Below are 25,482 nucleotides of genomic sequence, written 5' to 3'. Positions count from 1 at the left end.
GTTCTGAACTAAATTCTATCATCTGGTTGTTGAAGTTTGGTCAGGAATGGTAATGATAAATTTCGTTCCTTGTCCCAATTCACTTTCGACTTCAACTGTTCCAGAATGCGCTTCTACCAATGATTTCACGACAGCTAAACCAATCCCCGACTCACCAAATTCGGTGTTTTTCCGTGAGATGTCCGCTTTATAAAATCTCTCCCAAATACTTTTTATTTTTTCTGGTTCAATGCCAATACCATGGTCTTCAATCTCAATGCTAACACCCTCATGAACTTTAGTTGCACGTAAATTTATGTCGCTATCTTTTGAAAACTGGATGGCATTATTAACGATATTGATGATAATTTGTAGAATACGATCGTTATCGGCCCAGATTTTTAAATTTTCGGGAACAGAAATGACAATATGATTATTCTTCAAGGAGGCTTTGCTCTCCATTTGCGACTTAATTTGTTCAAAGAGTTGCTTAACATCAAGCCATTGTGGCTTCAAGACGATTTGTTGACTTCGAATCTTCTCATAATCGAGGTTTTCATTGACCAAACGGATTAAACGTTGGGTTTCTTTCATCACCAAATTCAAACTACGTTCTTTTTGCTCCTCAGGAATCATATCATATTGAAGCCCTTCTAAAACTCCACTCATTGTCGTTAAAGGGGTTCTCATTTCGTGGGCAGCATCCATCATCATTTGACGGCGTAGTGTTTCTTGTCTTTGAATTTCTTCCTCTGAAGCTTGTAATGAATTAGCCATCACTTGAAAATCGCGAGCTAAATCACTTAACTCATCGCTTCCTTGTGTATCCAATTCAATTTCATAATTTCCCGAAGCAATTTGCCGAGTCGCCATCTGCAGTTTTTGAATTTTATTTGATTGATACATGGCATACAAAATGGACATCACAATTCCTAGTCCAGCTGAAATCAAAAAGCCAAGCATAATATTTTGCTGAACCGCTTCTACTTGTTGATCCAATTCCGATAAAGGAGCCCCAATACTGATAATCCCCTCAGGAAATTCACTATATCCCCCTTGATTCGATACATAAACTGTCGCCATATTAACGAGTACGCCATTGTTATCATAACGGGTACTTCTTTGGATACCAATGGTTTGATCTTTCGTTATGCGACTTAACTGTTGTTCGGTAAGCTGCAATTTATTTCGCTGGTCGTAGGAAGGATAAATAATCGTTCCGTCACTTAAGTAAACTTGAATGACAATTTCTTTATCTTGTAAAAGTTCAGAGGCTCTTTCTAAATCATTTCTTGTAAAATGGTTGGCCACAATATTGGTCCCGTACTGTATAAGTTCTTCTTGCTTATCTTGGAAAATACGGTTAGACATATACCGACTTGTTAAATAAGCACTTAACCCTAACGCAACCATCAAAACCGCCATGACCCCAATAATTTGTTGCCATAACAACTTCATCTTATTCGCCTACTTCTTCATATTTGTAACCAACACCCCAAACCGTTTGAATTACTTGTGGTCCGACTACTTCTATTTTTTGTCTTAATTTTTTAATGTGTGCGTCAACTGTTCGTTCATCACCATAAAACGGATCCTCCCATAAGCTTTTTAGTAATTGTTCCCGACTGAAAACTCGCTTAGGATGGCTCGCAAACATAATTAACAGTTCGAATTCTTTTGGTGTTAAATTCTCGATTAATTGGTCATTATAATACGCTTCTCGATTAGTAGTACTAATTTTCATTGAGTCTGTTACGATATCAAATGAACCTTCATCAACTGTTTCAACAGTCTTTTCTGGCTCTAAGTGTGCGCGACGATGTAAAGCTTTCATTCTCGCCATTAAAGTTAGCGGACTAAATGGTTTCGTGACATAATCATCTGCTCCCATTTCCAAACCAATGACTTGGTCACTTTCAGAGTCATGAGCAGTTAGCATGATAATTGGTAATGTTTTGGAAATGTTTCGCATTTTCCGACAAATTTGAATGCCATCCATCGAAGGTAAATTAATATCTAAAATAGCTAAATCCCAATTATTTGGATCGGCTTCATATGCTTTATAGCCTTCAAGGCCATCATGATAAAAAGTCGCTGTAAATTTTTCTTTTTCAAAAAACATCGACATCATTTCTGTAACTGATTCATTATCTTCAATCATAATTATACGCATAATAATTCCTCCTTATCGTGTCAATTTCATTATACATCAATTTTTAAAATATTTAGAATAATATTACTATCAAAAAAGTGTTTTTATACAAAAATGTGTATTTATAAGTAAAAGAAAGACAGGAGAGATATAAATGAATCATGTTGTTTTAGTTGGGAGAATCGTGCGTGACCATGACTTAAAGACCGTCAATGACGACCATCGAGTAATTAACAATACTTTGGCGATTACTCGACGTCAACGCAATAAAGAAGGTGCTTTAATGGCAGACTTTATCCCTTTTGTTGCTTGGGATCATTTAGCTGACATCTTGGATAAGTATTCAATCAAAGGCCAACGTATCGCGATTAGCGGTCGCATGCAAAGTCGAAATTACCAAAATAGTGACGGAGAGACCGTCTATACTGTAGAATGCGTTGTCTCTGAAATCACCCTTTTAGACCGGCCTAATGGTACTCGCGAAGAGGGGTTACAATTTTCTGATGAAATAACTGAAGCTTTAAAACATGAAGCGATGGAAACGAATCAAGAATTAAGTACGCCATAACACTTTTATAATAAAAGAAAAGCGGTCCATCATTCGTGATGAAAATCATTGTTAATCATTACTCAAAATAATGACATAAACCATCGATGCTTTTATTAATGACGATTGTCTCCCCCTCCATACAAAAAAGCATCGTGTTCTCTATGAGCTCCAAAAGGTTAGATTTTCTGTCTAACTTGTGAGTTCACTACAAACACGATGTTTATTTTACTTTTTATTACTTAATAATGTTCATCCTTTAACCGGTAAAAAGAACATTGTTTCAAAGAAATAAATGAGGTTGTTAATTAGACAGCTCCTCAGCAATTTGAACGAGTTTTCTTAATCGATGGTTCACTCCAGATTTAGAAATCGGTCCACCTGGAATTAATTCACCAATTTCCTTCATCCCTAAATCGGGATTGTCTAATCGAAATTGCGCCATCTCTCTTAATTTTTCTGGTAAAGAATCTAATCCTCGTTTTTCAATAATTAATTCAATAGCTTCCCTTTGTCGATTGGAAGCTTCAACCACTTTATTTAGATTAGCATTTTCACAGTTTACTAAACGATTAACAGAATTTCGCATATCACGAACAATCCGAATATCTTCAAATTTTAGCATTGCTCGATTAGCCCCAATAATCGCTAGAAAGTCTGATATTTTCTCCGCTTCTTTAATATAAGTAATATAGCCATTGCGCCGGGTAATGGTCTTGGCGTTTAGATTAAAATCATTCATCATTTTACAAATATCTTCATTATGAGATTCATAATTCGAGTAAATTTCTAAATGATAACTATTGGCCTCTGGATTATTAACCGATCCTCCCGCCATAAAGGCTCCTCTTAAATAAGAACGTTTTTTCTGATCATTCTCCATAATTTCAGGTGCTACATCCGCTTTAATAAAAGCACCATCAAAGATACCTAAAATTTCCAGCACTTCTTTAACATTTTGTCGACAACGTACGATATAGACATTATTTTTCTTTAATTTCATCTTTCGACGAACAATTAATTCACTGTCAACAGCAAAATGTTGTTTAAATAAAGTATACATTCGTCTAGCAATCGCTGCATTTTCACTTTGAACATTTAAAATGAGAGACTGTTGATAGATACTCACGGCTCCGTTCATACGGATAAGTGCTGTCAACTCTGCTTTCGCATGTTCCCGATGTACTTCAATTAAGGTACATTCTTTTTTTACTTCCGAAGCAAAAGTCAACGGTCCATCACACCCTTCTATTTTGATAATTTACTGCTTACATATAATTTATGCGTGTCTAATAAATGAGCTAATTCCTCAACCACGAGTTCCGTATCGTGATAAGCGCCGCCATTTTTCATACTTAAAAAACTATTTGAAATGACGCGAACACCCTGACTTCTTAAGCCCATAAAGTCATGTTTAACTTGTAATAAATATTCTTCATTCGGTTGATTTAAAATATAGTCTTCTGGTACTTCAGCAATATTCACTAAAACAGTATCAACGTAATGGCCGCCTAAATGTTGATTTAAAACTTCAACATGGTTGGCATCCGTAAAGGATTCTGTTTCTCCTAATTGGGTCATAATATTACAAATATAGACCACTTCTGCCGGCGTATTGCGAATCGCCTCTCCAATCTCGTCAATCATTAAATTAGGCAGAATGCTTGTATATAAACTCCCCGGACCCAAAACAATCATATCGGCTTCCATTATCGCTTCGACGACTTTCGGACTGGCAACTTTAGCTTCGTCACCTAGACGGGTCGTAACTGAAACTTCCTTAATCTTTTTGCGGTGTTTGGCAATCTGAGACTCACCAACCGCAATCGTACCATCTTCAAATAACGCATTCAATACTAATGGTTCTTGCGCTGCTGGCAATATTTTTCCTTTTACTTTCATAAACTCAGACAATATTTCCAAAGATTTATCCAACGAGCCATTCATTTCTTTCAAGGCAGCAATGATTAAATTCCCGATAGCATGTCCTGCTAAAAAGGCATCTTCACTATCAAAGCGGTATTGAAAGACATCCAGTAATAATGGGTCGCTTTCAGATAACGCAACCATACAATTACGTATATCACCCGGAGGAACGACGTTAATATAGTCTCGAATAACGCCACTACTGCCCCCATCATCAGCAACCGTTACGACAGCACTAACACAAGCATTTAAATGCTTTAGTCCTTTCAAAATGACCGGCAGTCCGGTTCCGCCTCCAATAACGGCTACTTTATATTTTAGTTTAGTTCCTTCACTCATGATCTAACTACACTTTCTTTTTTCTTAAAGCGATCACGGTGAGAAATTTTAGTCTCATAACCGCTATTTTTTAAATGACGTCCCACGCGCTCGGCTAAAGCAATCGAACGGTGTTGTCCTCCAGTACAGCCAATTCCAATCACGACGCTAGACTTACCTTCTTTTTTATAACCTGGTAGACATAATTCGATTAAATCCATAAATTTTGCATAGAAAGCTTGTGTCTCAGGTTGTTTCATTACATAATCGTATACATCTTGATCCAATCCCGTCTTATCTCTTAACTCATCCACATAATGCGGATTAGGTAAGAATCGCACATCCATCATCACATCTACATCGATTGGCGCACCATATTTAAAACCAAACGACACTACTTGCACATGAAAGGTAGATTGCTTTTCAGTTGCAAAAATACTAATCAGTTGTTCACGCAATTGTCTCGGCGTGATATCACTGGTATTAATAATCGTTTGTGCACGACTTCTTAAATCCTTCAGCATTTCACGCTCAAGTTTAATCCCCTCACTCACACGTCCCATGGTTGCTAATGGATGATTTCGGCGCGTCTCTTTATATCTTGATACCAACGCTTGATCATCGGCTTCTAAAAATAAAATCTTGGTTGTGATCATTTGCGTATTATCCATTTTAGAAATAACATTGGTTAATTCATCAAAAAAATCACGCGATCTTAAATCAATTACTAACGCAATCTTCGTAATTTTTCCTGATTCCTTGATTAATTCCCAGAATGTCGGGAGCAAGTTAGGTGGCATATTATCCACGCAATAATATCCCAAATCTTCGAAACTTTGAACTGCAACTGTTTTACCAGCACCACTCATACCAGTAATAATAACTAATTCAAGAGCATCTGACATGGAATCGCCTCATTTCCTTTATTTTTAAATTTATTATAACATACTCCACTATTTATTGTCTTATTTTAGTTCACGGTGTTAAGTTCTTTTGCTATAATGTAGCTATTGAACCATACTAAAGGAGTATGCACACATGATATTACTACAAGTAAATGAATTGGCAAGACGGTTTGCCGATGAAACCTTATATGAAAATGTTAATTTTAGTATTCAAACCCGAGACCGCATTGCTCTCGTTGGTCGTAACGGAACCGGAAAATCAACGCTTATCAAGCAAATTATGAACCAAGAACCGATTTCTAGCGGTACCATTTCCAAGGCTAAAGGGCTTAAAATCGGGTATTTAGAACAACATGTAGCGATTGATTCAAAACGAACGATTTGGGATGAAATGCTTCATACTTTTGAAGCAACCTTAAAATTAAGAGACGAATCCCAAAAAGCGGCTAATCGTTTAGCTCAATTAGCTGATAATCCTGAAAGTACTGAGTACCAAGAAGCTTTATATCAGTATGACCACTTACTAGAAACATTAAATAATAAGAATGCCTATGCCATTGAATCTGAAATTCGAACAGTATTACACGGTTTTCGCTTTTTTGAAGAAGATTACCAAACCCCTGTTCAAGCTTTATCTGGTGGGCAAAAAACACGTTTAGCACTCGCACAAATTTTATTAATGGATTATGACTTATTAATCCTTGATGAGCCTACTAACCATCTAGACATGGAAATGCTCGCTTGGCTCGAACAGTACCTCGTAGGATATAAAGGCGCCCTACTAATCGTCTCCCACGACCGCTATTTTTTAGATAAAATTACCAATCAAGTCCTCGAATTGCGTAATCATACTGCTCATCTCTATAAAGGGAATTATTCTTACTATATAGAAGAAAAAGAAGCGCGTTTAGAACGTGAATGGAAAGAATATCAAAAACAACAAGTCACGATCGCAAAACTCGAGGAATTTGTTCAAAAAAATATTGCTCGTGCTTCAACAACGAAGAGGGCTCAAAGTAGACGTAAGCAATTAGAAAAAATTACTCGATTAGAAAAACCAAAACAAGACCAAAAAGCACCACGCATTCAGTTTACTGCGACTAGCGAAAGTGGCGAACGCGTGCTTGAATTAGAAAATCTAAGCATTGGCTATCAGTCTGAAGTAATTGCCGAAAATATTCAATTAGATTTAAGAAAACAAGAAGCCATCGCCGTCGTCGGCCCAAACGGTGTGGGTAAATCTACTTTATTGAAAACGATAATTGGGGAAATCCCCCCTATTAAAGGGGAAATTACGAGAGGAACCGGATTAGATATTGGGTACTACGCTCAAAACGTGAATATGTTAAATCCTGACTTAACTGTTTTAGAAACTTTATGGCAAGCACACGATACAGCTGATGAATGGATCATTCGAAGTATTTTAGGTAGTTTCCTCTTTACTGGAGAAGCTGTTGAAAAGAAAGTATCGATGCTAAGCGGTGGAGAAAAAGCTCGGCTAACTTTAGCTTTATTAGCTACCGATCATGATAATACCTTAATTTTAGATGAACCTACCAACCACTTGGATATCGATAGTAAAGAAGTATTAGAACAAGCCTTAATCGAATTTGATGGTACACTCTTATTTGTTTCGCACGACCGTTATTTTATCAATCGAATTGCCACCCAAATTTTAGAGATTACGCCATCAGGCTCTACTCTTTATTTAGGTGATTATGATTATTACTTACATAAAAAAGAAGAACTAGCCATTCTCAAACAAGAGGCGGAGCTAAAGAATAAAACAAACACCGCCCCGACTGAAAATACTACTAATACTAAAGGTCAAGCACAACTATCCTTCGAAGAAAGTAAGCAATATCGTCGTGAATTAAAGAAATTAACCCAGCAAGTTGATAAAGTGACTGAAGAGCTGGAATCAGTAGAACAAGCGATTGAAGCTTTACACCATCAAATGGCCGAAGCTTCTACATTGAATCAACAAGACGAATTACTAAAAATGCACGAGGAACTAATGGACTTAGAAAATCGCCAGGAAATCTTAATGGAGGAATGGGAAGAAGCGAGTTTAGCCCTTGAAGCGCTAGAGGAAACAAACAATTAACATGACTGATGTGTTTAAGTAGCATAGACTACTCTCTATTACCACTCTAATCTAGTAGCATTGTTTTTGCCGACAGTAGTGAAATGACATCGAGTGATTTTCGTATATACTATCTTAATGCTTTGCACCAGCGCAAGCATTAAGATAAAGCGTCAGGTTTTCAATCATATTTAATCTTTACTCTACTATGAGGGAGTGAAGAGGCAGTGAGGATGGAGTGATTTCCCTGCTGACTCACTCCTTTTTTTAATTGAGACGATTTTGTTTATCTTCTTCACATTCATTTTTCTATCAGTAAATATGACAAAAAACAGTCATTGAACTCCTTTATTTGAGTCCGATGACTGTTTCTTTAAAATTATTTATTTAACGAATTATGCTTTACCAGTTGAACCAAACATATCCATTGTTTCTTTAGTAACTTTAACGATTGCTTCTTTACCAGGAGCAATTACTTTACGTGGGTCATAAACTTTATCGTCTGAATTTAATTTTTCACGCACTGCTTTAGTCCATTGTTGTTGTAATTCAGTGTTAACGTTAATTTTAGCATGTCCACGTTCGATAGCTTTTTTAATTTGATAATCAGGGATTCCTGATCCACCGTGTAATACTAATGGTGTTCCTGTTGCATCAGAGATTGCTTGCATTTCATCAAATCCTAAAACAGGTTCTCCATCGTAAGTACCGTGAACTGATCCTAAAGCTGCTGCTAAAGCATCAATCTTAGCTTCAGATACCATACGTTTACATTCTCCTAAGTCAGCATATTTTACGCCACCCGTTACACCGTCTTCAACACCACCAACAGTACCAACTTCAGCTTCTACTGATACACCTTTAGAATGAGCGTATTCAACTAATTCTTTAGTCATTTCGATATTTTCGTCGATAGGGAAATGAGAATGGTCGAACATAACAGAAGTAAATCCAGCATCAATATAATGTTTAGCACTTTCAACTGTTGAACCGTGGTCTAAGTGTAATGCAACTGGAACAGTGATATCCATCGTTTCCATTAAAGCATTAACCATCGCTGCAACAACTTCAGCACCACCCATGTATTTACCAGCACCTTCAGATACACCTAAGATAATTGGTGAATTGTTTTCTTGTGCTGCTTGTAATACTGCTTGAGTCCATTCTAAGTTGTTAATGTTGAATTGACCAACTGCATACTTACCTTCTTTTGCTTTGTTTAACATTTCTGTCATACTAACTAATCTACTCATTATATTTCCTCCTTGAAATCCTTTAGAAATAGTATATGTATTTCACTTAATATTATACTTTATTTTAATGATTAAGGCTAGTGAAAATAACACATCTTTTCACAAATTCATCATGTAAGTGATATTTATTCCTCAACTTCTTCGTCTTCGTCGTATTCTTCGAAATCTTCTTCTTCATCATCTACTAATTCATCATCTTCTTCATCGATTTCAACATCTTCATCAATGTCTTCATCTTCAAAATCAGACAACTCACTTGCATAGTGATCTAACTCTTCTTCATCTTCGTCTTCGTCTTCTTTCGCAATGACTTCGTCGATATCACCCATATCTTCATCATCATCATCGAACTCTTCATCTTCTTCGTCATACACTTCGCCATCTTCTGGGTCATCATCGTTGTAATCGATCATATCTTCATCGTCAGCAAATGCATTTAATTTACGTTTCTTACGACGGCGTTTTGGAACTTCTTCCTCTGCTGAAGTAATAGTTTCTTCGTCGATTGAATCAATTGGATACCATAAACGTAAGCCCCAACGATTATCTCCTAATGAGATGAAGCGTCCATCAATATTTAAATCAGTATAAAATCTTACTAAATTTGCTTCTAATTGGGCTTCATTTAAATCTAAATATTCTTGAATCATAATTAATAATTCATTAAATTCAATGACATCACCTTTTTGAACTAATATTTCATGAGCAACTTCAATTAATGAAAGTTCCTCGCGGTTCTGACCTTCGAATGCCTTTAACTCCATATCGTCACTTCCTTTATATTTCTACCTTACTATCTTAACGATTTATTGATGATAAATCAATCTAAAATCATAATCACCAATGGGTTTATTTTCATTTAATAGCTGATAATCCACCGAAATTTTATTATCAGCAATACTGATTCGATGTGTTAAGACATCAAACACCATTAATCCCTGTGGTGTCGAATAAACTAATTGGGTTGGCTCTTCTTTATTAAATAGTAATCGGGTAGAACCATAACTAATTTCTAAATTTTCATTATTAGGAAACCATTTAACATGAACCACTTGTCCTTGTTGATCTTCGTAAGTAATTTTTTCAAATGAATTGAGTTGATAATACTCACCTTGTGTTTGATGACGCCATTTTTCAATACGTTTTGTCGTAGAATCCATAATTTTCTGGGTCACTTTTACCGTAACGCTTTCACGCTTCACTAATTCACTTCCCCTCTGCTAGTAATTATAACCTATTATTTGCTATAATAAAAAGGAATTAACACGATTTTTACAGTTTATTGGAGGTAAGGTATGTCAGAATTTTTATCGCATCATCATTGGCTTTACACTGAAGTCGGTTCCGGTTCTAATGTAGAGGATGGTTTAGTCGCTTTAAGTTGGCAAGATGCTTTTATTCGCCATATTATGACAATTAATGACCATCCGTCTGATAAATCGTCCCAGGCAAAAGGGATTATTCACTTCTATCGTCTCAATTACCCGACGATATTACTGGGACCAAAAGATACTCGATTAAAAGCATTACCAGAAGGTATAGCGTATTTAAATAAACAAGGATACGCTACCCATTTACGTGCTCACGGTGGACTAGCGGTGGTTAGCGATCCTGGCATTATCAATGTTTCCTTTATCATTAATCTGAAAGAATTCCCGTTAAGTATCGATGAAGGTTATGAGCAAATGATTCAATGGCTCAAAGAAGCTCTTAGTACTTTGGGATTAAATGTCGAAAGCTACGAGGTACCCGATTCCTATTGTCCTGGTACATACGATATTGTCATTCAACAACAAAAAATTGGCGGCATTGCGCAACGTCGTTTTAAAGATGGTGTGGCCGTCGCCGCTTATATCAGTGTCACTGGTAATCAAAAAGAACGATCTGAAATAATCCGGCAATTTTATCAAACATCAGAGGCTGATTCGCAATACCCTAATGTCAATCCTGATGTGATGTCCAACATCAACGACTTCTTAGATCAATCTATATCTGTCGAAAAGTTTAAACAACTCCTTTTAAATACCGTTCAACAACAAACTAAATTAACTCGTTTGCCTGATCCTGGGGAAGCATTAGAGATACTCTACCAGAAAATGTACCAAAAAACACTTGATCGTAATTACCCTCTACAGATTAATAAATAAGGAGCATCTATATGTCAACATTTCAAGAAAAAGTTATGGCACAAAAGTTACATCGCGAAAAAGTTTTCCGTGACCCTGTTCATGATTATGTTCATATCCATGACAAAATTATTTTAAAATTAATTGATACACGTGAATTTCAACGTTTAAGACGAATCAAGCAACTAGGAACCTCTTCGTTTACGTTCCATGGTGCAGAACATTCTCGCTTTAATCACTCATTAGGTGTATATGAGATTACACGTCGTATCATTGATTTATTCGAACGCCAATATGCAACTAAAAAAGCCAATGATGGCTTATGGAATCCTGATGAGCATATGGTGACGCTTTGTGCGGCCTTATTACACGATATTGGTCACGGCGCATTTTCCCATACCTTTGAAGGTATTTTTAATACGGATCACGAGGCTTTAACACAACAAATTATCACTTCTTCTGAAACAGAAATCAATCAAGTATTGCGCTATTTCGGAGATGATTTCCCTGAAAAAGTAGCCAGTGTCATCAATAAAACTTATCCTAACCAACAAGTAGTACAAATTATCAGTAGTCAAATTGACGCCGACCGAATGGACTATCTTCTTAGAGATGCCTATTATGCTGGTGTCAGTTATGGAACTTTCGACTTAACTCGCGTGCTTAGAGTAATACGTCCTTATAATAACCAAATAGCTTTTGACTATTCGGGAATGCATGCTGTAGAAGATTATGTTGTCAGCCGATATCAAATGTATATGCAAGTTTATTTCCATGGGGTATCGCGTGGAATGGAACAAGTATTAAAGAGCTTATTAGACCGTGCTAAAAAACTCTATTTAGAAGACGAAACACAAATGAAACAACCGGCTGGCTTATTAAAACCATTCTTAACCGGCACCTGGACTTTACAGGATTACTTACTATTAGATGACCATGTAATGAGCACTTATTTCTCAATGTGGATTTATGAAGACGATCCTATTTTATCTGATTTAGCCTATCGCTTCGTCAATCGTAAGCCATTTAAATCGTTAATCGTGACCGAAGAAAATCGTGAAGCCTTAGCGATTGCTTTACAAGATGAAATGATCCAAGCTGGATTCGACCCAGATTATTACTTTGGTATCAATAGTAGTTATGATTTACCTTACGATTACTATCGCCCTAATCAAAAAAAACAACGTACCCAAATTGAATTATTAACTAAAACATATGATAAAGTTGAATTATCACAAGTGAGTGCTTTAGTTAACACCTTAGCTGGAGAAGTAAAAGGAGATTTACGTCTTTATTTCCCTGGTCAATTAATGACATATTTTGAACGTATTCCAGCTGATAAATTGACTCCTAATCAACAAATGATCTTAGTAGCTCATGAAAAAGAATACAATGACACTAACTACCAAATCCAAGAACGACTCTTTAATTAACAACATCTTGATAATCACTAGCTCTAATTACCCGTTAGCCTTGAATATTAAAAAACATAGACAGTGGGCATTTCAAAATGTAGCAATGAGTTGTTTTTCATATTATTTGACTAATCCTTAGCGTTGAATACGCATCAGCCTGATCTTTAGACACCGTTTAATGCCACTCAACCAATGCACATATCCTAAACGATGATTGGCTGGACTGAAATTATCAAGTTTATACCTAGCCTTTCTTATACTGGTTTGCCCATACCAAGCAAACTGAATGATTAAAAATAGCAACTTAATTCAGGCTGATATCCTAAAGGACCAACATCTTTTTGAATTAAGTTGCTATTTTATTCTTATTTTTCAATTAATTCAATCCATTCGCTCACAGTTTTAAAGCCAAGCTTTTGGTAGAGTTTTATCGCTTTTTTATTATCTTTATCGGCTTGAATTTGTAAGGGACGGCGATATTTTTTCGTTAAATAAGTGGTTAATTGAGCTATTGCTTTAGTTCCGAACCCTTTATTTTGTTGTTTTTTCTTAATCGCGACTGCAAACAAATAAATAACCTTAGGATGCACTTCAATCGAACATGTTCCGATAATTTCGTTTTGAATAGAGAATTGATACAATACCATGCTGCTATCTGCTACAACTCGCTCCACAAAAAGCCGTTCTTCATAATATGAATCGTCAAAGCACTCCGCTAATATATGAGCAATTGAATTCAAATCTTGCGGTAATGCACGACTAACCTGTACGACACTATCTTCTTTCTCATCAAACTGACTGTCATACCTTTTATTTTTCTTCTTCTGCACAGCTACAACCGTTTGAACTTCTTCTCCTAAAAACTCTTTTTGATTATCTCCAAATTGTAAAATCAGTTCTGGCATCGCATCAGGATTAAGACGATAACGATTAAAAAATGCTGGATATTGCTGATAAAAGTTACGTTCTATTTTATAACCAATCGCCCTTATTCGATAATCACGACAAATCTGTTTTATTTTAGCAATCATCGCGTCTTTAATTGGCAGCTTTCGATATTGGGGATGGATGACACTTGTTACTTCCGCTAAATCTGTATCCTCTGCGTAGATTGTCCCTACACCAACAAGATGGCTTTGATGATAATATAAAACCAAAAATGGCATCGTTTGATCAAAATTATATTGATTAGATAGAAATAACCAACGATAGGTGTGATCTGCCTGATGAATCAATTGTTCTAATTGATGAATGTTATCTCTTAATTCTGATGCTAGATGGTTTAACACAACAATACTCATACTTGACTCCTACTGCAATTCATATTCTATTAAGACACCTTCATTTAACAACAAAATCACGTTGTCGTCAATTCACAAAATAAAAAACCTTCTAGCTATCTCATAAATATTCGATAGCCAAAAGTATATTTGTGGTGTGTAGTAAGTAATTACCAAGCAGCAACATTCGCACCGTCGGTAACTTCAGTAATTTTTTCTGCTACTTCCTCTGATTGGTATAATTCAACAATATGTTTGTATAATTCATTTTCAACATCATCTTTACGCGTTACGACCACATTTTTATAGACCTCGTTCACTTTAGCTAAATCTTCTGTGTCAACAAAGATCGCATCTTCTTCGATAGATAAATCATGGTCTAAGGCATAGTTCGTGTTAATTATCGCCGCATCTACGTCTGGTAAACTGACCGCTACTTGAGCAGCATCTAATTCTTTAAACTCTAATTTTTTATCGTTTTTAGTAATGTCTTTTAAAGTTGGTAAAACACCTGCTGCGTCATCTACTTCAATGACACCTGCTTGTTCTAATAATAATAGTGCACGGCCACCATTCGTTGGGTCATTTGGAATAGCTACCACTGCTCCTTCTGCTAATTCATCCAATGAAGTTACGTTTTCAGAATATGCTCCTAGTGGTGAGACATAAGTATAGCCGATTGGTTGTAAATCTTCGTCATTTTCTTTATTCCATTCTTCTAAGTAAGCCACATGTTGGAATGCATTTAGGTCTAAATCACCACTAGCGACTGCCACGTTTGGTTGAACATAATCATTAAATAATTCAACTTCAAGGGTAATGCCTTCTTTTTCTGCTAATTCTGCTACAAATTCCCACACTTCGATTTCATCATCACTGGCCACACCGACTTTAACTGTCTCCCCATCGAATGGTTTATCTTCTGCAAAGGCAGTTGCTGGTGCTACCAAACCTGCTAATAATGCTAATACACTAACTTTTTTTACTAATTTTTTCATATGAATTCTCCTTATGATAAATATTTAAAAATTTTTTTACTAACGGGAAAATCATTAAAAACCCGAATATTAATTATTTCGCTTAGTTATTGTGTTATATTCCTGAATAATAGGCCTTGGAAGGAACGATAAGGCATCATACTTCCTCCTCCAGGTTATTAATTATATTGTACTACTCTGCTTCCGTTGTCTCTTTCGTTGCGGCCTCTTCTGTTTGTTCCTCGATTACCCGTGCATTTTCCCAAACCGGTTTGTCGCCACCATTCGTTGTATCATAAATTGCTTGCGCTACTGCATCGGTTTGATAAAGTTCAACAATTTTTAAGTATAATGGATTTTCTTTATCTTCTTCTCTAGCCACAATCGAGTTTTTATATTTCTCGCTTAATTTTTCTGGATAATCAGCATCTACAAAGATAGCATCTTTTAATGATAAGCCAGCATCATTGGCGAAGTTCGTGTTAATAATAGCTGCATCCACATCAGGTAAGGTTGCTGCTAATTGCGCCGCATCTAATTCCTCAATTTTGATATTTTTAGGATTTTCTGTAATGTCTTCTGGCGTTACTAAAATTCCTGCGTCATCATCAATTTCCAATACTCCTGCTAATTCTAAGGCTAATAATGCGCGTCCACCATTCGTTGGATCGTTCGGGATAGCGACTGTACCGCCTTCTGGTAATTCATCTAAAGACTTAATTTTTTCAGAATAGGTGCCCATTGGCGATACGAAGGTAAATCCTATCGGAACTAAACTACCATCATTAGATTCATTCCAGTTATCTAAGAAAGCAATGTGTTGAAACGCATTTAAATCAATTGAGCCATTTTGTAAAGCTTCATTCGGTTGATTGTAGTCGGTGAAAAATTGTAATTCAACTTCAATCCCTTCGGCCTTCGCTTGATCAACCACTACTTGCCAGACATCTTCAGCCGAACCCGGCACGATTCCAACGGTAACCTTTTCCCCTTCAAATTCATTTTTTTCTTCTGCTTCCACATTGGTGATAAAAGGTAAGGTTAAAGCGCTCGTTAATAAAGTTAATGAAATAGTTTTAATAAATTTTTTCATAAAATCAAATCCTTTCTTAGTAGGTCAAACTTGACCGATAAATTGTTAATTAGTGTTCAATTTTTTTAATAATCCAATTGAAAATTAGTTGTGTTACAAAGACAATCACTAAAATTAAGAATGTTGCGACTAAAATAACATCCATTTTACTACGATTATAGCCTCTGGCAATCGCTATCGTTCCTAGCCCTCCACCTGCTACCGCACCAGCCATTGCCGTTAAGCTAATGACATTGATAACGGTTGAGGCACTCACTCGTAACAATGACGGTAAACCTTCTCTTAAATAGACTCTAACAATAATATCCCATGGACTACATCCCATTGATTGTGCTGCTTCAATCACACCTGAATCTACTTCTAAAAGAGCAATTTCAACTTGTCGTGCGAAAAATGGAATCGTCGCAATGATAATCGGCACACTAGCCGCTGTTGACCCAATAGTTGTTCCGACAATAAAACGTGTGACATTTATCAGTAAAGCTAAAAGTATGATAAAGGGGATTGAACGAAAGATATTGATAAAGGGGATTGAACGAAAGATATTGATAAAGGCATCCAAAATTTTATAGATAACTATATTTTCTAAAATGCCCCCAGGTCGTGTCACTGTTACCATGACACCGACAATCAATCCTAATATACCAGCAAAAATGATGGTCAAGAGTAACATATAGACCGTTTCCCAAGACGCTTTCACGATATCGTCAAGTAATTTATAAACATCTGGCATATTGGTTTCAATAAATTGCATCATGCCTCATCAGCCTCCTTTTGAACATATTGTTGAAACAATGTTTGTACCGAATCAACTTTTACTGAGTTTTGCTTTAAAAATTCAGTAGCAGCATTAATTTGTTGCGGTTCTCCTTTTAAAGCGACTAATAAATTGCCAACAGGTGTATTTTGAATAATTTCAATATGACCGTATAAGATGTTAATTTCAATCCCATATTCACGAATAACCTCTGTAATAAACGGTTGCGTCGTTTGATCACCCGTATAGGTTAATCTGGCTAATTCAGATTCATGACTAATGGAAATGGTTTGAGGATGTTTCAAGACTAATTCAATCTCTTGGTCAAAATGGGTTGCTGTATTAATGAATTCTTTAGTTAGACTTTGTTTAGGCTGTGTAAAGATTTCTAATATACTGCCTTCTTCTAGGACATGTCCATTTTCCATTACTGCCACTCGATCACATAAATCCTTGACAACTGCCATTTCGTGGGTAATCACCACCATCGTGATATTTAATTTTTGATTCAACTCTTTTAACAGTTTTAAAATTGAGCTGGTAGTTTTTGGATCCAAGGCACTGGTTGCTTCATCACAAAGTAAGACATCCGGATCATTGGCTAAAGCTCTCGCAATTGCCACCCGTTGTTTTTGTCCACCTGACAGTTGACTTGGATAACTATCGGACTTTTCTTTTAGTCCAACTAAATTCAATAATTCAGCCACTTTATGAGCGACTTCTTTTTTCGAAAGCCCACTGCCTTTTAATGGAAATGCAACATTATCAAAAATCGTTCTTGAATTCATTAAATTAAAGTGTTGAAATATCATACCGATTTTTTTGCGTGCTGTCCTTAATTCTGCGGGTGCTAATTCAATTAAGTTTTGTCCATTAACAATTACTGACCCATGTGTTGGTCTTTGTAATAAATTAATCGTTCTAACTAAAGTACTTTTTCCGGCTCCACTGTAGCCTACTATTCCAAATATTTCGCCGCGATTAATTGATAAATTGACATCTTTTACTGCAGTTACGACATTATCTTTTTGTTTAAAGACAACATCAATGTCTTTTAATTCAATCATTCTAATCCCTCCCAATAAAAAAAACTCTCATCCTATCATAAATAAAGGACGAGAGTTATCATTTCGTGGTACCACCTTTTTTTGTTAAATTATTGCTAATTTAACCTCATACAGTACAGTCAAACATGTATTAACGATACTGTGCCATTTTAACGGTTGGATCCGTCCACTCTTATTGTCTAGCATTCAGAGTGACCGCTCAGTGGCCATTTTCAAATTAAGTTCATTTACTTACTTTCACCAAATGTAAGCTCTCTAGGAAATGTCCATTAATTTTACTTTCCACATCAATGCGTTTATTTATATTATGTAGCTATCATACAGGATATTTTTTTCTTTGTCAACAATTATTAATAAATTTCTCATTTTTCTCATTTTTGATTAATTAATTGTTATATCGCGGTTTTTTATGCTACAATTTAAGAAATAATAATAGAAAGTTGGGATAACGGTGAAATTTAATCAACAACTTAATCATTTACAACCAAGCCCTATTCGTTCTTTCAACGAGGAAATTTCGAAAATTGAAGGCTTAATTCCTTTAACAATTGGTGAACCTGATTTTAATACCCCTGATTTTATTAAAGAAGCGGCGATTCAATCGATAAAGGATGATCTAAACGGCTACTCTCATTCACGTGGTATGATAGAATTACGTCAAGCCATTGCACGCTATGTCTTACGTAAATATGATTTATCTTACTCGCCTGATACAGAAATCATTGTTACGTCAGGACCTACGCAAGCTTTATTTGCTAGTTTCTTAACGATTTTAAATCCCGGTGATAAAGTGCTAATCGCGTCTCCAAACTATGTTATCTATAATACTCAAGTGAGCTTAGCGCATGGAGAAATGGTCATGGTTGATACAAGTGATACAAACTTTATCTTTACACCAGAAAAGTTAGAAGCTGCCATAATCGATAATCCTGGCACAACAGCTATTTTACTAAACCATCCTGCTAATCCAACTGGTGGTACCTATACTGAACAACAACTGCGTGCATTAGTACCGATTATCGAAAAATATGATTTATGGGTCATTTCTGATGAAATTTATGGGGAATTGTCTTATGATTATCCTCATTATTCAATGGCTAAATTGTTAAGAGAACGTACGATTCTTATTAATGGTTTATCAAAATCGCATGCAATGACCGGCTGGCGCAGTGGTTTTCTAGCAGCACCGGCTGAAGTGGCCAACCAGTTATTTAAAGTCCATCAAGCAATGGTCAATACTCCTAATACGCAAATGCAATACGCTAGTATTGTCGCATATGACCATGGAGACGATGCTATCGAAGAAATGCGCACTATTTATAAAGAACGCCGTGATTTCTTAATGCAAGCTTTTAAAGAAATAAATATTGAAACTTTAAACCCTCAAGGTGCTTTCTACTTATTTGTTAAAGTTCCTGATTGGTACCAAGGCAATGATCGTGATTTCTGTTTAGATTTAGCACATCAAGCCAAAGTAGGCGTTGTACCAGGTTCAGGTTTTGGACCAGCCGGTAAAGATCACTTCCGAGTCAGCTATGCCGCTAGTCTTGAGACTTTAAAAGAGGCAATGAAACGTATTACTGCTTTTGTAAAAGAGCATCAACCTTCATAAAATGGCCTCACTTTAAGATAAATTAAAACCTTCAAATGTAACTGTTTTGAGCTGCCCCCCAAAAGTTAGACCAAAAATCTAACTTTTTGGGGTCACTATATTTCAACCAGTTAATATTTGAGGGTTTTTTGTGATGGTATGATGGATTTGATTGCTACTTAATTCGATAAAAATTTGAATTTACACAATTGTTTTCAGTTCAAACAGCGTATCTATCAGTAGGAGGTTGTAAAATGACAGTACTATTCTTTATAATCGGGACTTGTCTGGCTTCATTTTTTACCTGTATAGCCAGTGAACAAACTATCAACTTTACACGTCGTTCTCAATGTGATAACTGCCGTCACGCATTAGAAGCAATCGATCTGATGCCCTTGGTTTCATTTTTAATTTTAAAAGGAGCCTGTCGTCATTGTCACACGAGCTTAAATCGTAATTATTTTTTTCTTGAATTACTGGGTGGTTGCTTTGGTCTTTCTCTTTATTATTTACAATTCAATAGCTTTTACGAAGGTTATCTATTATCACTCATTATTTGCTGGTTACTTTTATTAAGCATTGAGGATTATTTTCATTTACAAGTCAATTGGTGGGGATTATTCATCTTAGGCGTTCTTTGTCTGTTTAATAGACAGTCACTGTGGGTTGCAGTCGTTATATGGTTATTATTGGAAACAATCATTTATTATCGCCCTACGGCTTTTGGAGGAGCAGATGCCAAAATAATCGCTTTATTAGCTTGCACCTTAGAAGAAATGACCATCCCTTATTTCATCTTAGGCGCAGCCTTGTTCGGCCTTCTTTATTCCATATTACAATATCAGCACACCAAACGCTGGAATGCTATTCCTTTTATCCCTAGCATCGCAATCAGTTATCTATTTTGTTTATTCTTATAAAAAAGGGCTCTATACTTTTTGGTGTAAGCGAACAGAAATGACTCTGTTCATTCGCACCATTTGACAAGGAGCCTAAAAAAAGTAGGTAGGAAGTAGAAAATCTCAAAATTTTCCCTTCGGCTACCTACTCAACTATTATTTACCAAGTTAAAATGAGAAATTATATGGAACATCCATATAGTCATCATCATCATTTTCAATGTTACTATCGATGAAATATAATAGCGTTTGAAGTTCTGTCGTTAAGTCAACATTTTGAATTCTGACCGATTTCGGCACATCAAATCTAAGTGGCGTAAAATTCATAATTCCTTTAATGCCTACATTAACAAGACGTTCCACCACTTTTGGTGCTACTTCCTGAGGAACAGTTAAAATGACCACTTCAATTGCTTGGGCTTCGATTTGTTCTTCTAATTCATCCATGGAATAAACTGGAACTCCAGATAATATTTTTCCAATTAAGTCTTGATTAACGTCAAATGCTGCCCCAATACGCACATTATTATTTTTTCTAAAATTATAGTTTAATAAAGCATTACCTAAATGGCCAACACCAATCAAACCTATTGAAGTCAAGCGATCTTGATTCAATGCCTTACTAAAGAAATCCAATAAATAATCTACATCATAGCCATAGCCACGTTTTCCTAATGCCCCAAAATAAGAGAAATCTCGTCGAATGGTTGCACTATCAACTCTCACGGCTTCACTTAATTCAGTTGATGAAATTCTCTTTTTGCCTGCATTATGTAAAAATCGTAAATAGCGATGGTAGATTGGTAATCGCTTGGCAGTCGCTTTTGGTATATCCTTGTGCATAATTTCCCCTACCTTTTCACTAATCTAATGTTATAAACTATTATAACTATCAAGATTATAGCAAAATTTCACAAAGATAGCTAGTCACTTTCACTTATTTGTATATATAATCACAATAGTTTTCGTAAAAGAATTCATTATCTTATAAGATGATTATGGAGGCTATCGTAAGAGTTCTCTGTAGCTGGACAGAAACTTGAGAAATTCTATTTGATTTCAACTAATTATTTTATAGCGTAAAGGCAGTGGCCACAACTTGTATCAAGTCCATAATATTGTGTAAAAATAACTAGCACATTTTTTATTCCATTTCTTCCCCGCTCTCATAAAAAAAAAAACTGGGAGTGGGCAAGAAGTAGAAAATTAAATAATTTTCGCTTCGTCTGCCCACCCCCGCACAGTTGAGTAGGTCTCAAACAAGTCGTTAAGACGAAGTTTGAGGCCACTCAACCACTGCGCTATTAATTAATGAACAATAATCTTAACTAAATTTATCAGGTTTATGCCCAGCCCCAGTCATAATGCTATTACTATTCTCCAATTAATTCTTGAATCGCTGTTTCTAATTTTTCTGCTTTTTCTTCTACTTCAACTTTAGATTGACCGGTTGTTCCTAAATATAATTTAATTTTAGGCTCTGTACCACTTGGTCTAAAGGCAACCCAACTGCCATCTGCTAAAGTATATTTTAAAGCATCAGATGATGGGTACGCTAATTGACGTTCTTTACCATCGCTTAACTTTAATGTTCCAGCTAAATAATCAGCCGTTTTTTCGACTGCGAGTCCACCCATTTCTGAGATACCCTCTTGACGAATATTTGCCATTAATTCTTTCATTTTTGCTTGACCAGATAACCCTGGGAAAGAAAGTGAAATCGTTTTTTCATAGAAATGACCATATTTTTCATACATTTGGTTAATCGCATCTGCTAAAGTGCGACCTTCTTTCTTATGATAAGCTGTTAATTCAGCTAACACTACTAATGCTTGAATCGCGTCCTTATCACGTACAAATGGCTTGATTAAGTAACCGTAACTTTCTTCAAACCCCATTAGGAATGTATGTTCGCCCGTTTCTTCGTATTGTTGAATTTTTTCTGCAATGAACTTAAATCCAGTTAATACTTCTACCATCGTTAGGCCATAGCTTTCCATAATGGCATCCGCTAAATTAGTCGACACAATCGATTTAACAGCTGCACCATTTTCAGGTAGTGCTCCTTTATGCTGTAAGGCGTTTAAAATATAGTCTAACATCAATGAAGCAATTTGGTTCCCGGTAATTAATTGATAGGCTCCATCCGCAGTTTTTACTTTTGCTCCTAAGCGATCCGCATCTGGGTCTGTCGCTAAAATAATATCAGCATCCACTTTAACCGCCAATTCTTCAGCTAAATCGAAAGCGGCATCAGATTCTGGGTTAGGTGATGCAACAGTTGAGAAATCGCCATCTGGTTTTGCTTGTGCTTCTACCACCTTAATATCTTTGAAACCGGCTTGTTCTAAAGCTTTCATCCCTAAGTATAAACCTGTCCCATGTAATGGTGTATAAACAATATTGACTTGGTCAGCCATTTCATTGACTAATTCTTGATTAATGGTCACAGCTTTCATTTCTTCTAAATAAGCTTGATCCACAAGATCGCCAATAATCTCAATAATTCCTGAACCTAACAATTCAGTTTTATTACCGACTTCAACCGTTAATGGATTCTCAATCGCACGCACATATTTCGTTAAATTGTCTGCATCTTCTGGTGGCATTTGTCCACCATCCGCGCCATATACCTTGTAACCATTATACTCTGCTGGGTTATGACTGGCTGTAATCATGATACCAGCGAAGGCATTTAAATGTCTCACAGCAAATGAAAGAACCGGTGTCGGTCTTAAACTTTCATACACATAACTCTTAATCCCTTGTTTCCCTAAAACAAGAGCGGCTTCCATTGCAAATTCTGGAGAAAAATGTCGTGAATCATAAGCGATAGCGACACCACGTTTTTTTGCTTCCTCACCATTTTCAATGATTAATTGCGCTAATCCTGCTGTCGCTTGACGAACTGTGTAAAGGTTCATACGGTTAGGTCCTGCACCTAATACACCACGCATACCAGCCGTTCCAAAACTTAAACTAGTTGAGAATGCATCTTCTAAAGTTGCTTCATCCACACTTTCGATTTCTGATCGAAGTGCTTCATCTAAACCATCAAAATTTTTCCACGTTTCCAACGTATTATGCCATGACATACGTTATCACTCCTCTCATATCGCTTTCAGTATACCATGATTTTCAAAAAACTACTATAAAAATTTATAATAGTGCTTTTTAGACTTCTGTTCCTCCAGTAATTTTGAGGTCATGCTGATTTTTAATAATCGTTGCTAAGGTGATTTCAATCGCTTTTACTATCTGATCCAAAGCCATCGAAGGCTGATTTGGTTGGTCAACGACTTGACTAGGTAAATATGGAATATGCATAAATCCACCAATAGTATTTACTTTTTGAGCCGCTAATGTATCTAATAAGTAATACATTAAATGATTGCAGACAAAGGTCCCTGCTGAATTAGAAACAATAGCTGGAATGTGATGTTGTTTTAGCACTTGAACGATACGCTTAATAGGTAATGTTGTAAAGTAAGCAGGTGAGCCTTGGGGATTAATCACTTCATCAATCGGTTGGTTGCCCTCATTATCCGGTATGCGAGCATCATCCATGTTAATGGCAACTCTTTCTAAAGAAATTGCTGAACGTCCTCCAGCTTGACCTACTAAGAGCACCGCGTCCGGTTGTTCTTTCAGCAAATAATCTTGTAATAAGCGACCACTTTTATGAAATACGGTTGGTATTTCATAGGTTACAATTTGCGTATCTCCAATTAGCGTTGGCAATCGTTTAATCGCCTCTAGTGCTGGATTAATCTGTTCGCCACCAAATGGATCAAAGCCTGTTACCAGTATTTTTTTCATCGTACTTTCTCTCCTCAACAAAGAAAAAAGTGTCGTAACGATTAAAATAGAAAATGAAAATTTTCGTTTCCACTGCTATTATTAATCATTACGACACTCCTTCTTATCGTCTTACTTGCTTAATCTTTTAAACTCATTAAATATTGATAAGCCATGTGTCCAGCTTGACTACCATCGCCAACGGCAGTCGCAATTTGGCGTAAATTGGTGTGACGTACATCGCCAACAGCAAACAAGCCAGGTACGCTTGTTTCCATTTGATTATTGGTCACAATCCATCCTTCTTCGTTAGTAACATTCAATGCTTTTACAGTATCAGAGTTTGGTATTAATCCAACATACACAAACACACCATCAGCTTCAATTGTACTGGTTTCATCGGTTTTTACATTGCGGACTTTTACACCTTCCACATTATTTTCTCCGATAATTTCTTCAACAACAGTATCCCAAACAAAATTCACTTTTTCATTCGCAAAAGCTCTATTTTGCAATACTTTTTGCGCACGCAATTCATCTCGACGATGAATAATCGTTACTTTGTCAGCAAACTGAGTTAAATAAGTTCCCTCTTCAACAGCAGAATCACCGCCACCTACGACGATAACATGACGATTTCTAAAGAAGAATCCATCACAGACCGCACAATAAGAAACGCCTTTACCCGCCAACAGTTCTTCGCCTGGCACACCAAGTTTTCGATGATTAGCACCTGTCGCAACAATCACGACCGGCGCTTGATAGATTGTTTTGCTAGTGTGGATCTTTTTAGTTAAGCCTTCGACTTCTATTTTTTCCACATCGCCATAAACATGCTCTGCCCCGAAAGCCATGGCACTTTCGAAAATATGGTTCGCTAATTCTGGTCCACTGATTAGTTTAAATCCAGGATAGTTTTCAACATCAGCCGTATTGTTTATTTCACCACCAGGCATCCCTTTTTCAATAATAATCGTCTTTAAATTCGCTCTTGAAGCATACAATGCAGCTGTTAGCCCTCCTGGGCCAGCACCGACAATGATGACATCGGCTTGAACAAGCTCTTTATCTACAGTTGTCATTCGTTTCACACTTTCTATTTTGATTTCTTATTCATCTTACCACGAGTATTCACTTTTGAATATTTTTTTGCTTGATTGCAAATTGACAAAAAGAATAGGCTAGACGTAGAAAATTCAATGAATTTCACTTCGCCAGCCCACTCCGTACAATTTCGTCATAAAAAAACTACTTTATAATCTTCACTTCGATATGCTTAAACTTGCAATCTTGTTGGAATAAAATCCTCTCGA

General features: G+C 36.3%; 23 protein-coding genes and 1 other annotated feature. Of the genes, 6 read left to right on the top strand and 17 right to left on the bottom strand.

All coding sequences use genetic code 11. The features are described 5' to 3' along the window. Positions 1 to 18 precede the first annotated feature (18 nt). A complete protein-coding gene (locus B5D12_RS02090) occupies positions 19 to 1,437 on the bottom strand; it encodes a sensor histidine kinase (protein ID WP_078755271.1) in 1,419 nt (472 codons plus the stop codon). Position 1,438: 1 nt separating this feature from the next. Beyond that, positions 1,439 to 2,152 carry a response regulator transcription factor gene (locus B5D12_RS02085; protein WP_078755270.1) on the bottom strand — a complete coding sequence of 238 codons (714 nt, stop codon included), beginning with the start codon at positions 2,150 to 2,152 and terminating at the stop codon, positions 1,439 to 1,441. A 133-nt stretch (positions 2,153 to 2,285) separates the two neighbouring features. On the opposite strand from B5D12_RS02085, the gene B5D12_RS02080 reads away from it, so the two are divergent. Continuing rightward, complete coding sequence (locus B5D12_RS02080; RefSeq protein WP_078755269.1) at positions 2,286 to 2,699, top strand: single-stranded DNA-binding protein; 414 nt, start codon at positions 2,286 to 2,288, stop codon at positions 2,697 to 2,699. 283 nt (positions 2,700 to 2,982) lie between these two features. Here the strand turns inward: B5D12_RS02080 and whiA are convergent, their stop codons facing one another. Genes whiA through rapZ form a run of 3 tightly spaced genes read right to left on the bottom strand, consistent with a single transcriptional unit; the run spans position 2,983 to position 5,827 of the window. Then, the gene (whiA, locus tag B5D12_RS02075; RefSeq protein WP_071408992.1) at positions 2,983 to 3,909 is read right to left on the bottom strand and encodes a DNA-binding protein WhiA; all 927 of its coding nucleotides are present in this window, start codon (positions 3,907 to 3,909) and stop codon (positions 2,983 to 2,985) included. Positions 3,910 to 3,926: 17 nt separating this feature from the next. After that, a complete protein-coding gene (locus B5D12_RS02070) occupies positions 3,927 to 4,943 on the bottom strand; it encodes a gluconeogenesis factor YvcK family protein (RefSeq protein ID WP_078755268.1) in 1,017 nt (338 codons plus the stop codon). Further along, entirely contained in the window at positions 4,940 to 5,827 is an 888-nt protein-coding gene (gene rapZ, locus B5D12_RS02065; RefSeq protein WP_078755267.1) for an RNase adapter RapZ, read from the bottom strand. Before rapZ ends, B5D12_RS02070 begins: the two co-directional genes overlap by 4 nt. 133 nt (positions 5,828 to 5,960) lie before the next feature. Between rapZ and B5D12_RS02060 the strand changes: the two genes are divergently transcribed. After that, positions 5,961 to 7,934 (top strand): ABC-F family ATP-binding cassette domain-containing protein, encoded by a 1,974-nt coding sequence (locus B5D12_RS02060; protein WP_078755266.1) that lies wholly within the window; start codon positions 5,961 to 5,963, stop codon positions 7,932 to 7,934. 374 nt (positions 7,935 to 8,308) lie between these two features. Here the strand turns inward: B5D12_RS02060 and fba are convergent, their stop codons facing one another. The 3 genes from fba to B5D12_RS02045 all read right to left on the bottom strand — a co-directional run bounded on the left by fba (position 8,309) and on the right by B5D12_RS02045 (position 10,368). Then, positions 8,309 to 9,166, bottom strand: coding sequence for a class II fructose-1,6-bisphosphate aldolase (fba, locus tag B5D12_RS02055; protein ID WP_078755265.1), 858 nt, complete (start codon positions 9,164 to 9,166; stop codon positions 8,309 to 8,311). A gap of 125 nt (positions 9,167 to 9,291) precedes the next feature. Next, complete coding sequence (rpoE, locus tag B5D12_RS02050) at positions 9,292 to 9,930, bottom strand: DNA-directed RNA polymerase subunit delta (protein WP_078755264.1); 639 nt, start codon at positions 9,928 to 9,930, stop codon at positions 9,292 to 9,294. A 42-nt stretch (positions 9,931 to 9,972) separates the two neighbouring features. Then, complete coding sequence (locus B5D12_RS02045; protein WP_078755263.1) at positions 9,973 to 10,368, bottom strand: DUF1934 family protein; 396 nt, start codon at positions 10,366 to 10,368, stop codon at positions 9,973 to 9,975. A 93-nt stretch (positions 10,369 to 10,461) separates the two neighbouring features. On the opposite strand from B5D12_RS02045, the gene B5D12_RS02040 reads away from it, so the two are divergent. Continuing rightward, the gene (locus tag B5D12_RS02040) at positions 10,462 to 11,313 is read left to right on the top strand and encodes a lipoate--protein ligase family protein (protein WP_078755262.1); all 852 of its coding nucleotides are present in this window, start codon (positions 10,462 to 10,464) and stop codon (positions 11,311 to 11,313) included. A gap of 11 nt (positions 11,314 to 11,324) precedes the next feature. After that, positions 11,325 to 12,725 (top strand): HD domain-containing protein, encoded by a 1,401-nt coding sequence (locus B5D12_RS02035; protein ID WP_078755261.1) that lies wholly within the window; start codon positions 11,325 to 11,327, stop codon positions 12,723 to 12,725. A 347-nt stretch (positions 12,726 to 13,072) separates the two neighbouring features. Here B5D12_RS02035 and B5D12_RS02030 read toward each other — a convergent pair whose 3' ends face one another. The 5 genes from B5D12_RS02030 to B5D12_RS02010 form a co-directional block, all read right to left on the bottom strand. Then, the gene (locus B5D12_RS02030; RefSeq protein ID WP_078755260.1) at positions 13,073 to 14,008 is read right to left on the bottom strand and encodes a GNAT family N-acetyltransferase; all 936 of its coding nucleotides are present in this window, start codon (positions 14,006 to 14,008) and stop codon (positions 13,073 to 13,075) included. A 149-nt stretch (positions 14,009 to 14,157) separates the two neighbouring features. Then, positions 14,158 to 14,985, bottom strand: a complete 828-nt coding sequence (locus B5D12_RS02025) for a MetQ/NlpA family ABC transporter substrate-binding protein (protein ID WP_078755259.1) — start codon at positions 14,983 to 14,985, stop codon at positions 14,158 to 14,160. A 172-nt stretch (positions 14,986 to 15,157) separates the two neighbouring features. After that, positions 15,158 to 16,057 (bottom strand): MetQ/NlpA family ABC transporter substrate-binding protein, encoded by a 900-nt coding sequence (locus tag B5D12_RS02020; RefSeq protein WP_078755258.1) that lies wholly within the window; start codon positions 16,055 to 16,057, stop codon positions 15,158 to 15,160. A 49-nt stretch (positions 16,058 to 16,106) separates the two neighbouring features. Further along, positions 16,107 to 16,814 (bottom strand): methionine ABC transporter permease, encoded by a 708-nt coding sequence (locus B5D12_RS02015; RefSeq protein WP_078755257.1) that lies wholly within the window; start codon positions 16,812 to 16,814, stop codon positions 16,107 to 16,109. After that, positions 16,811 to 17,881, bottom strand: coding sequence for a methionine ABC transporter ATP-binding protein (locus B5D12_RS02010; RefSeq protein ID WP_078755256.1), 1,071 nt, complete (start codon positions 17,879 to 17,881; stop codon positions 16,811 to 16,813). Before B5D12_RS02010 ends, B5D12_RS02015 begins: the two co-directional genes overlap by 4 nt. Before the next feature lie 41 nt (positions 17,882 to 17,922). Continuing rightward, positions 17,923 to 18,181, bottom strand: a binding site (T-box leader). Positions 18,182 to 18,332: 151 nt separating this feature from the next. On the opposite strand from B5D12_RS02010, the gene B5D12_RS02005 reads away from it, so the two are divergent. Then, a complete protein-coding gene (locus B5D12_RS02005; RefSeq protein ID WP_234982886.1) occupies positions 18,333 to 19,493 on the top strand; it encodes a pyridoxal phosphate-dependent aminotransferase in 1,161 nt (386 codons plus the stop codon). A gap of 233 nt (positions 19,494 to 19,726) precedes the next feature. Next, a complete protein-coding gene (locus tag B5D12_RS02000) occupies positions 19,727 to 20,392 on the top strand; it encodes a prepilin peptidase (RefSeq protein ID WP_078755254.1) in 666 nt (221 codons plus the stop codon). 147 nt (positions 20,393 to 20,539) lie between these two features. Here B5D12_RS02000 and B5D12_RS01995 read toward each other — a convergent pair whose 3' ends face one another. The 4 genes from B5D12_RS01995 to trxB form a co-directional block, all read right to left on the bottom strand. Continuing rightward, positions 20,540 to 21,214: a redox-sensing transcriptional repressor Rex gene (locus B5D12_RS01995; RefSeq protein ID WP_066125313.1), complete on the bottom strand. Its 675-nt coding sequence runs from the start codon at positions 21,212 to 21,214 to the stop codon at positions 20,540 to 20,542. Between the two features lie 530 nt (positions 21,215 to 21,744). Continuing rightward, entirely contained in the window at positions 21,745 to 23,466 is a 1,722-nt protein-coding gene (locus tag B5D12_RS01990; RefSeq protein ID WP_078755253.1) for a phospho-sugar mutase, read from the bottom strand. A gap of 79 nt (positions 23,467 to 23,545) precedes the next feature. After that, complete coding sequence (pcp, locus tag B5D12_RS01985; protein WP_078755252.1) at positions 23,546 to 24,190, bottom strand: pyroglutamyl-peptidase I; 645 nt, start codon at positions 24,188 to 24,190, stop codon at positions 23,546 to 23,548. Positions 24,191 to 24,309: 119 nt separating this feature from the next. Further along, entirely contained in the window at positions 24,310 to 25,251 is a 942-nt protein-coding gene (gene trxB, locus B5D12_RS01980) for a thioredoxin-disulfide reductase (protein WP_078755251.1), read from the bottom strand. Positions 25,252 to 25,482: the final 231 nt, after the last annotated feature.

It is taken from the genome of Globicatella sulfidifaciens DSM 15739, assembly GCF_900167405.1.
Classification (GTDB): Bacteria; Bacillota; Bacilli; order Lactobacillales; family Aerococcaceae; genus Globicatella; species Globicatella sulfidifaciens.
Note: the sequence above shows the minus strand (reverse complement) of the source record. Positions and strands in the feature narration are given on the sequence as shown.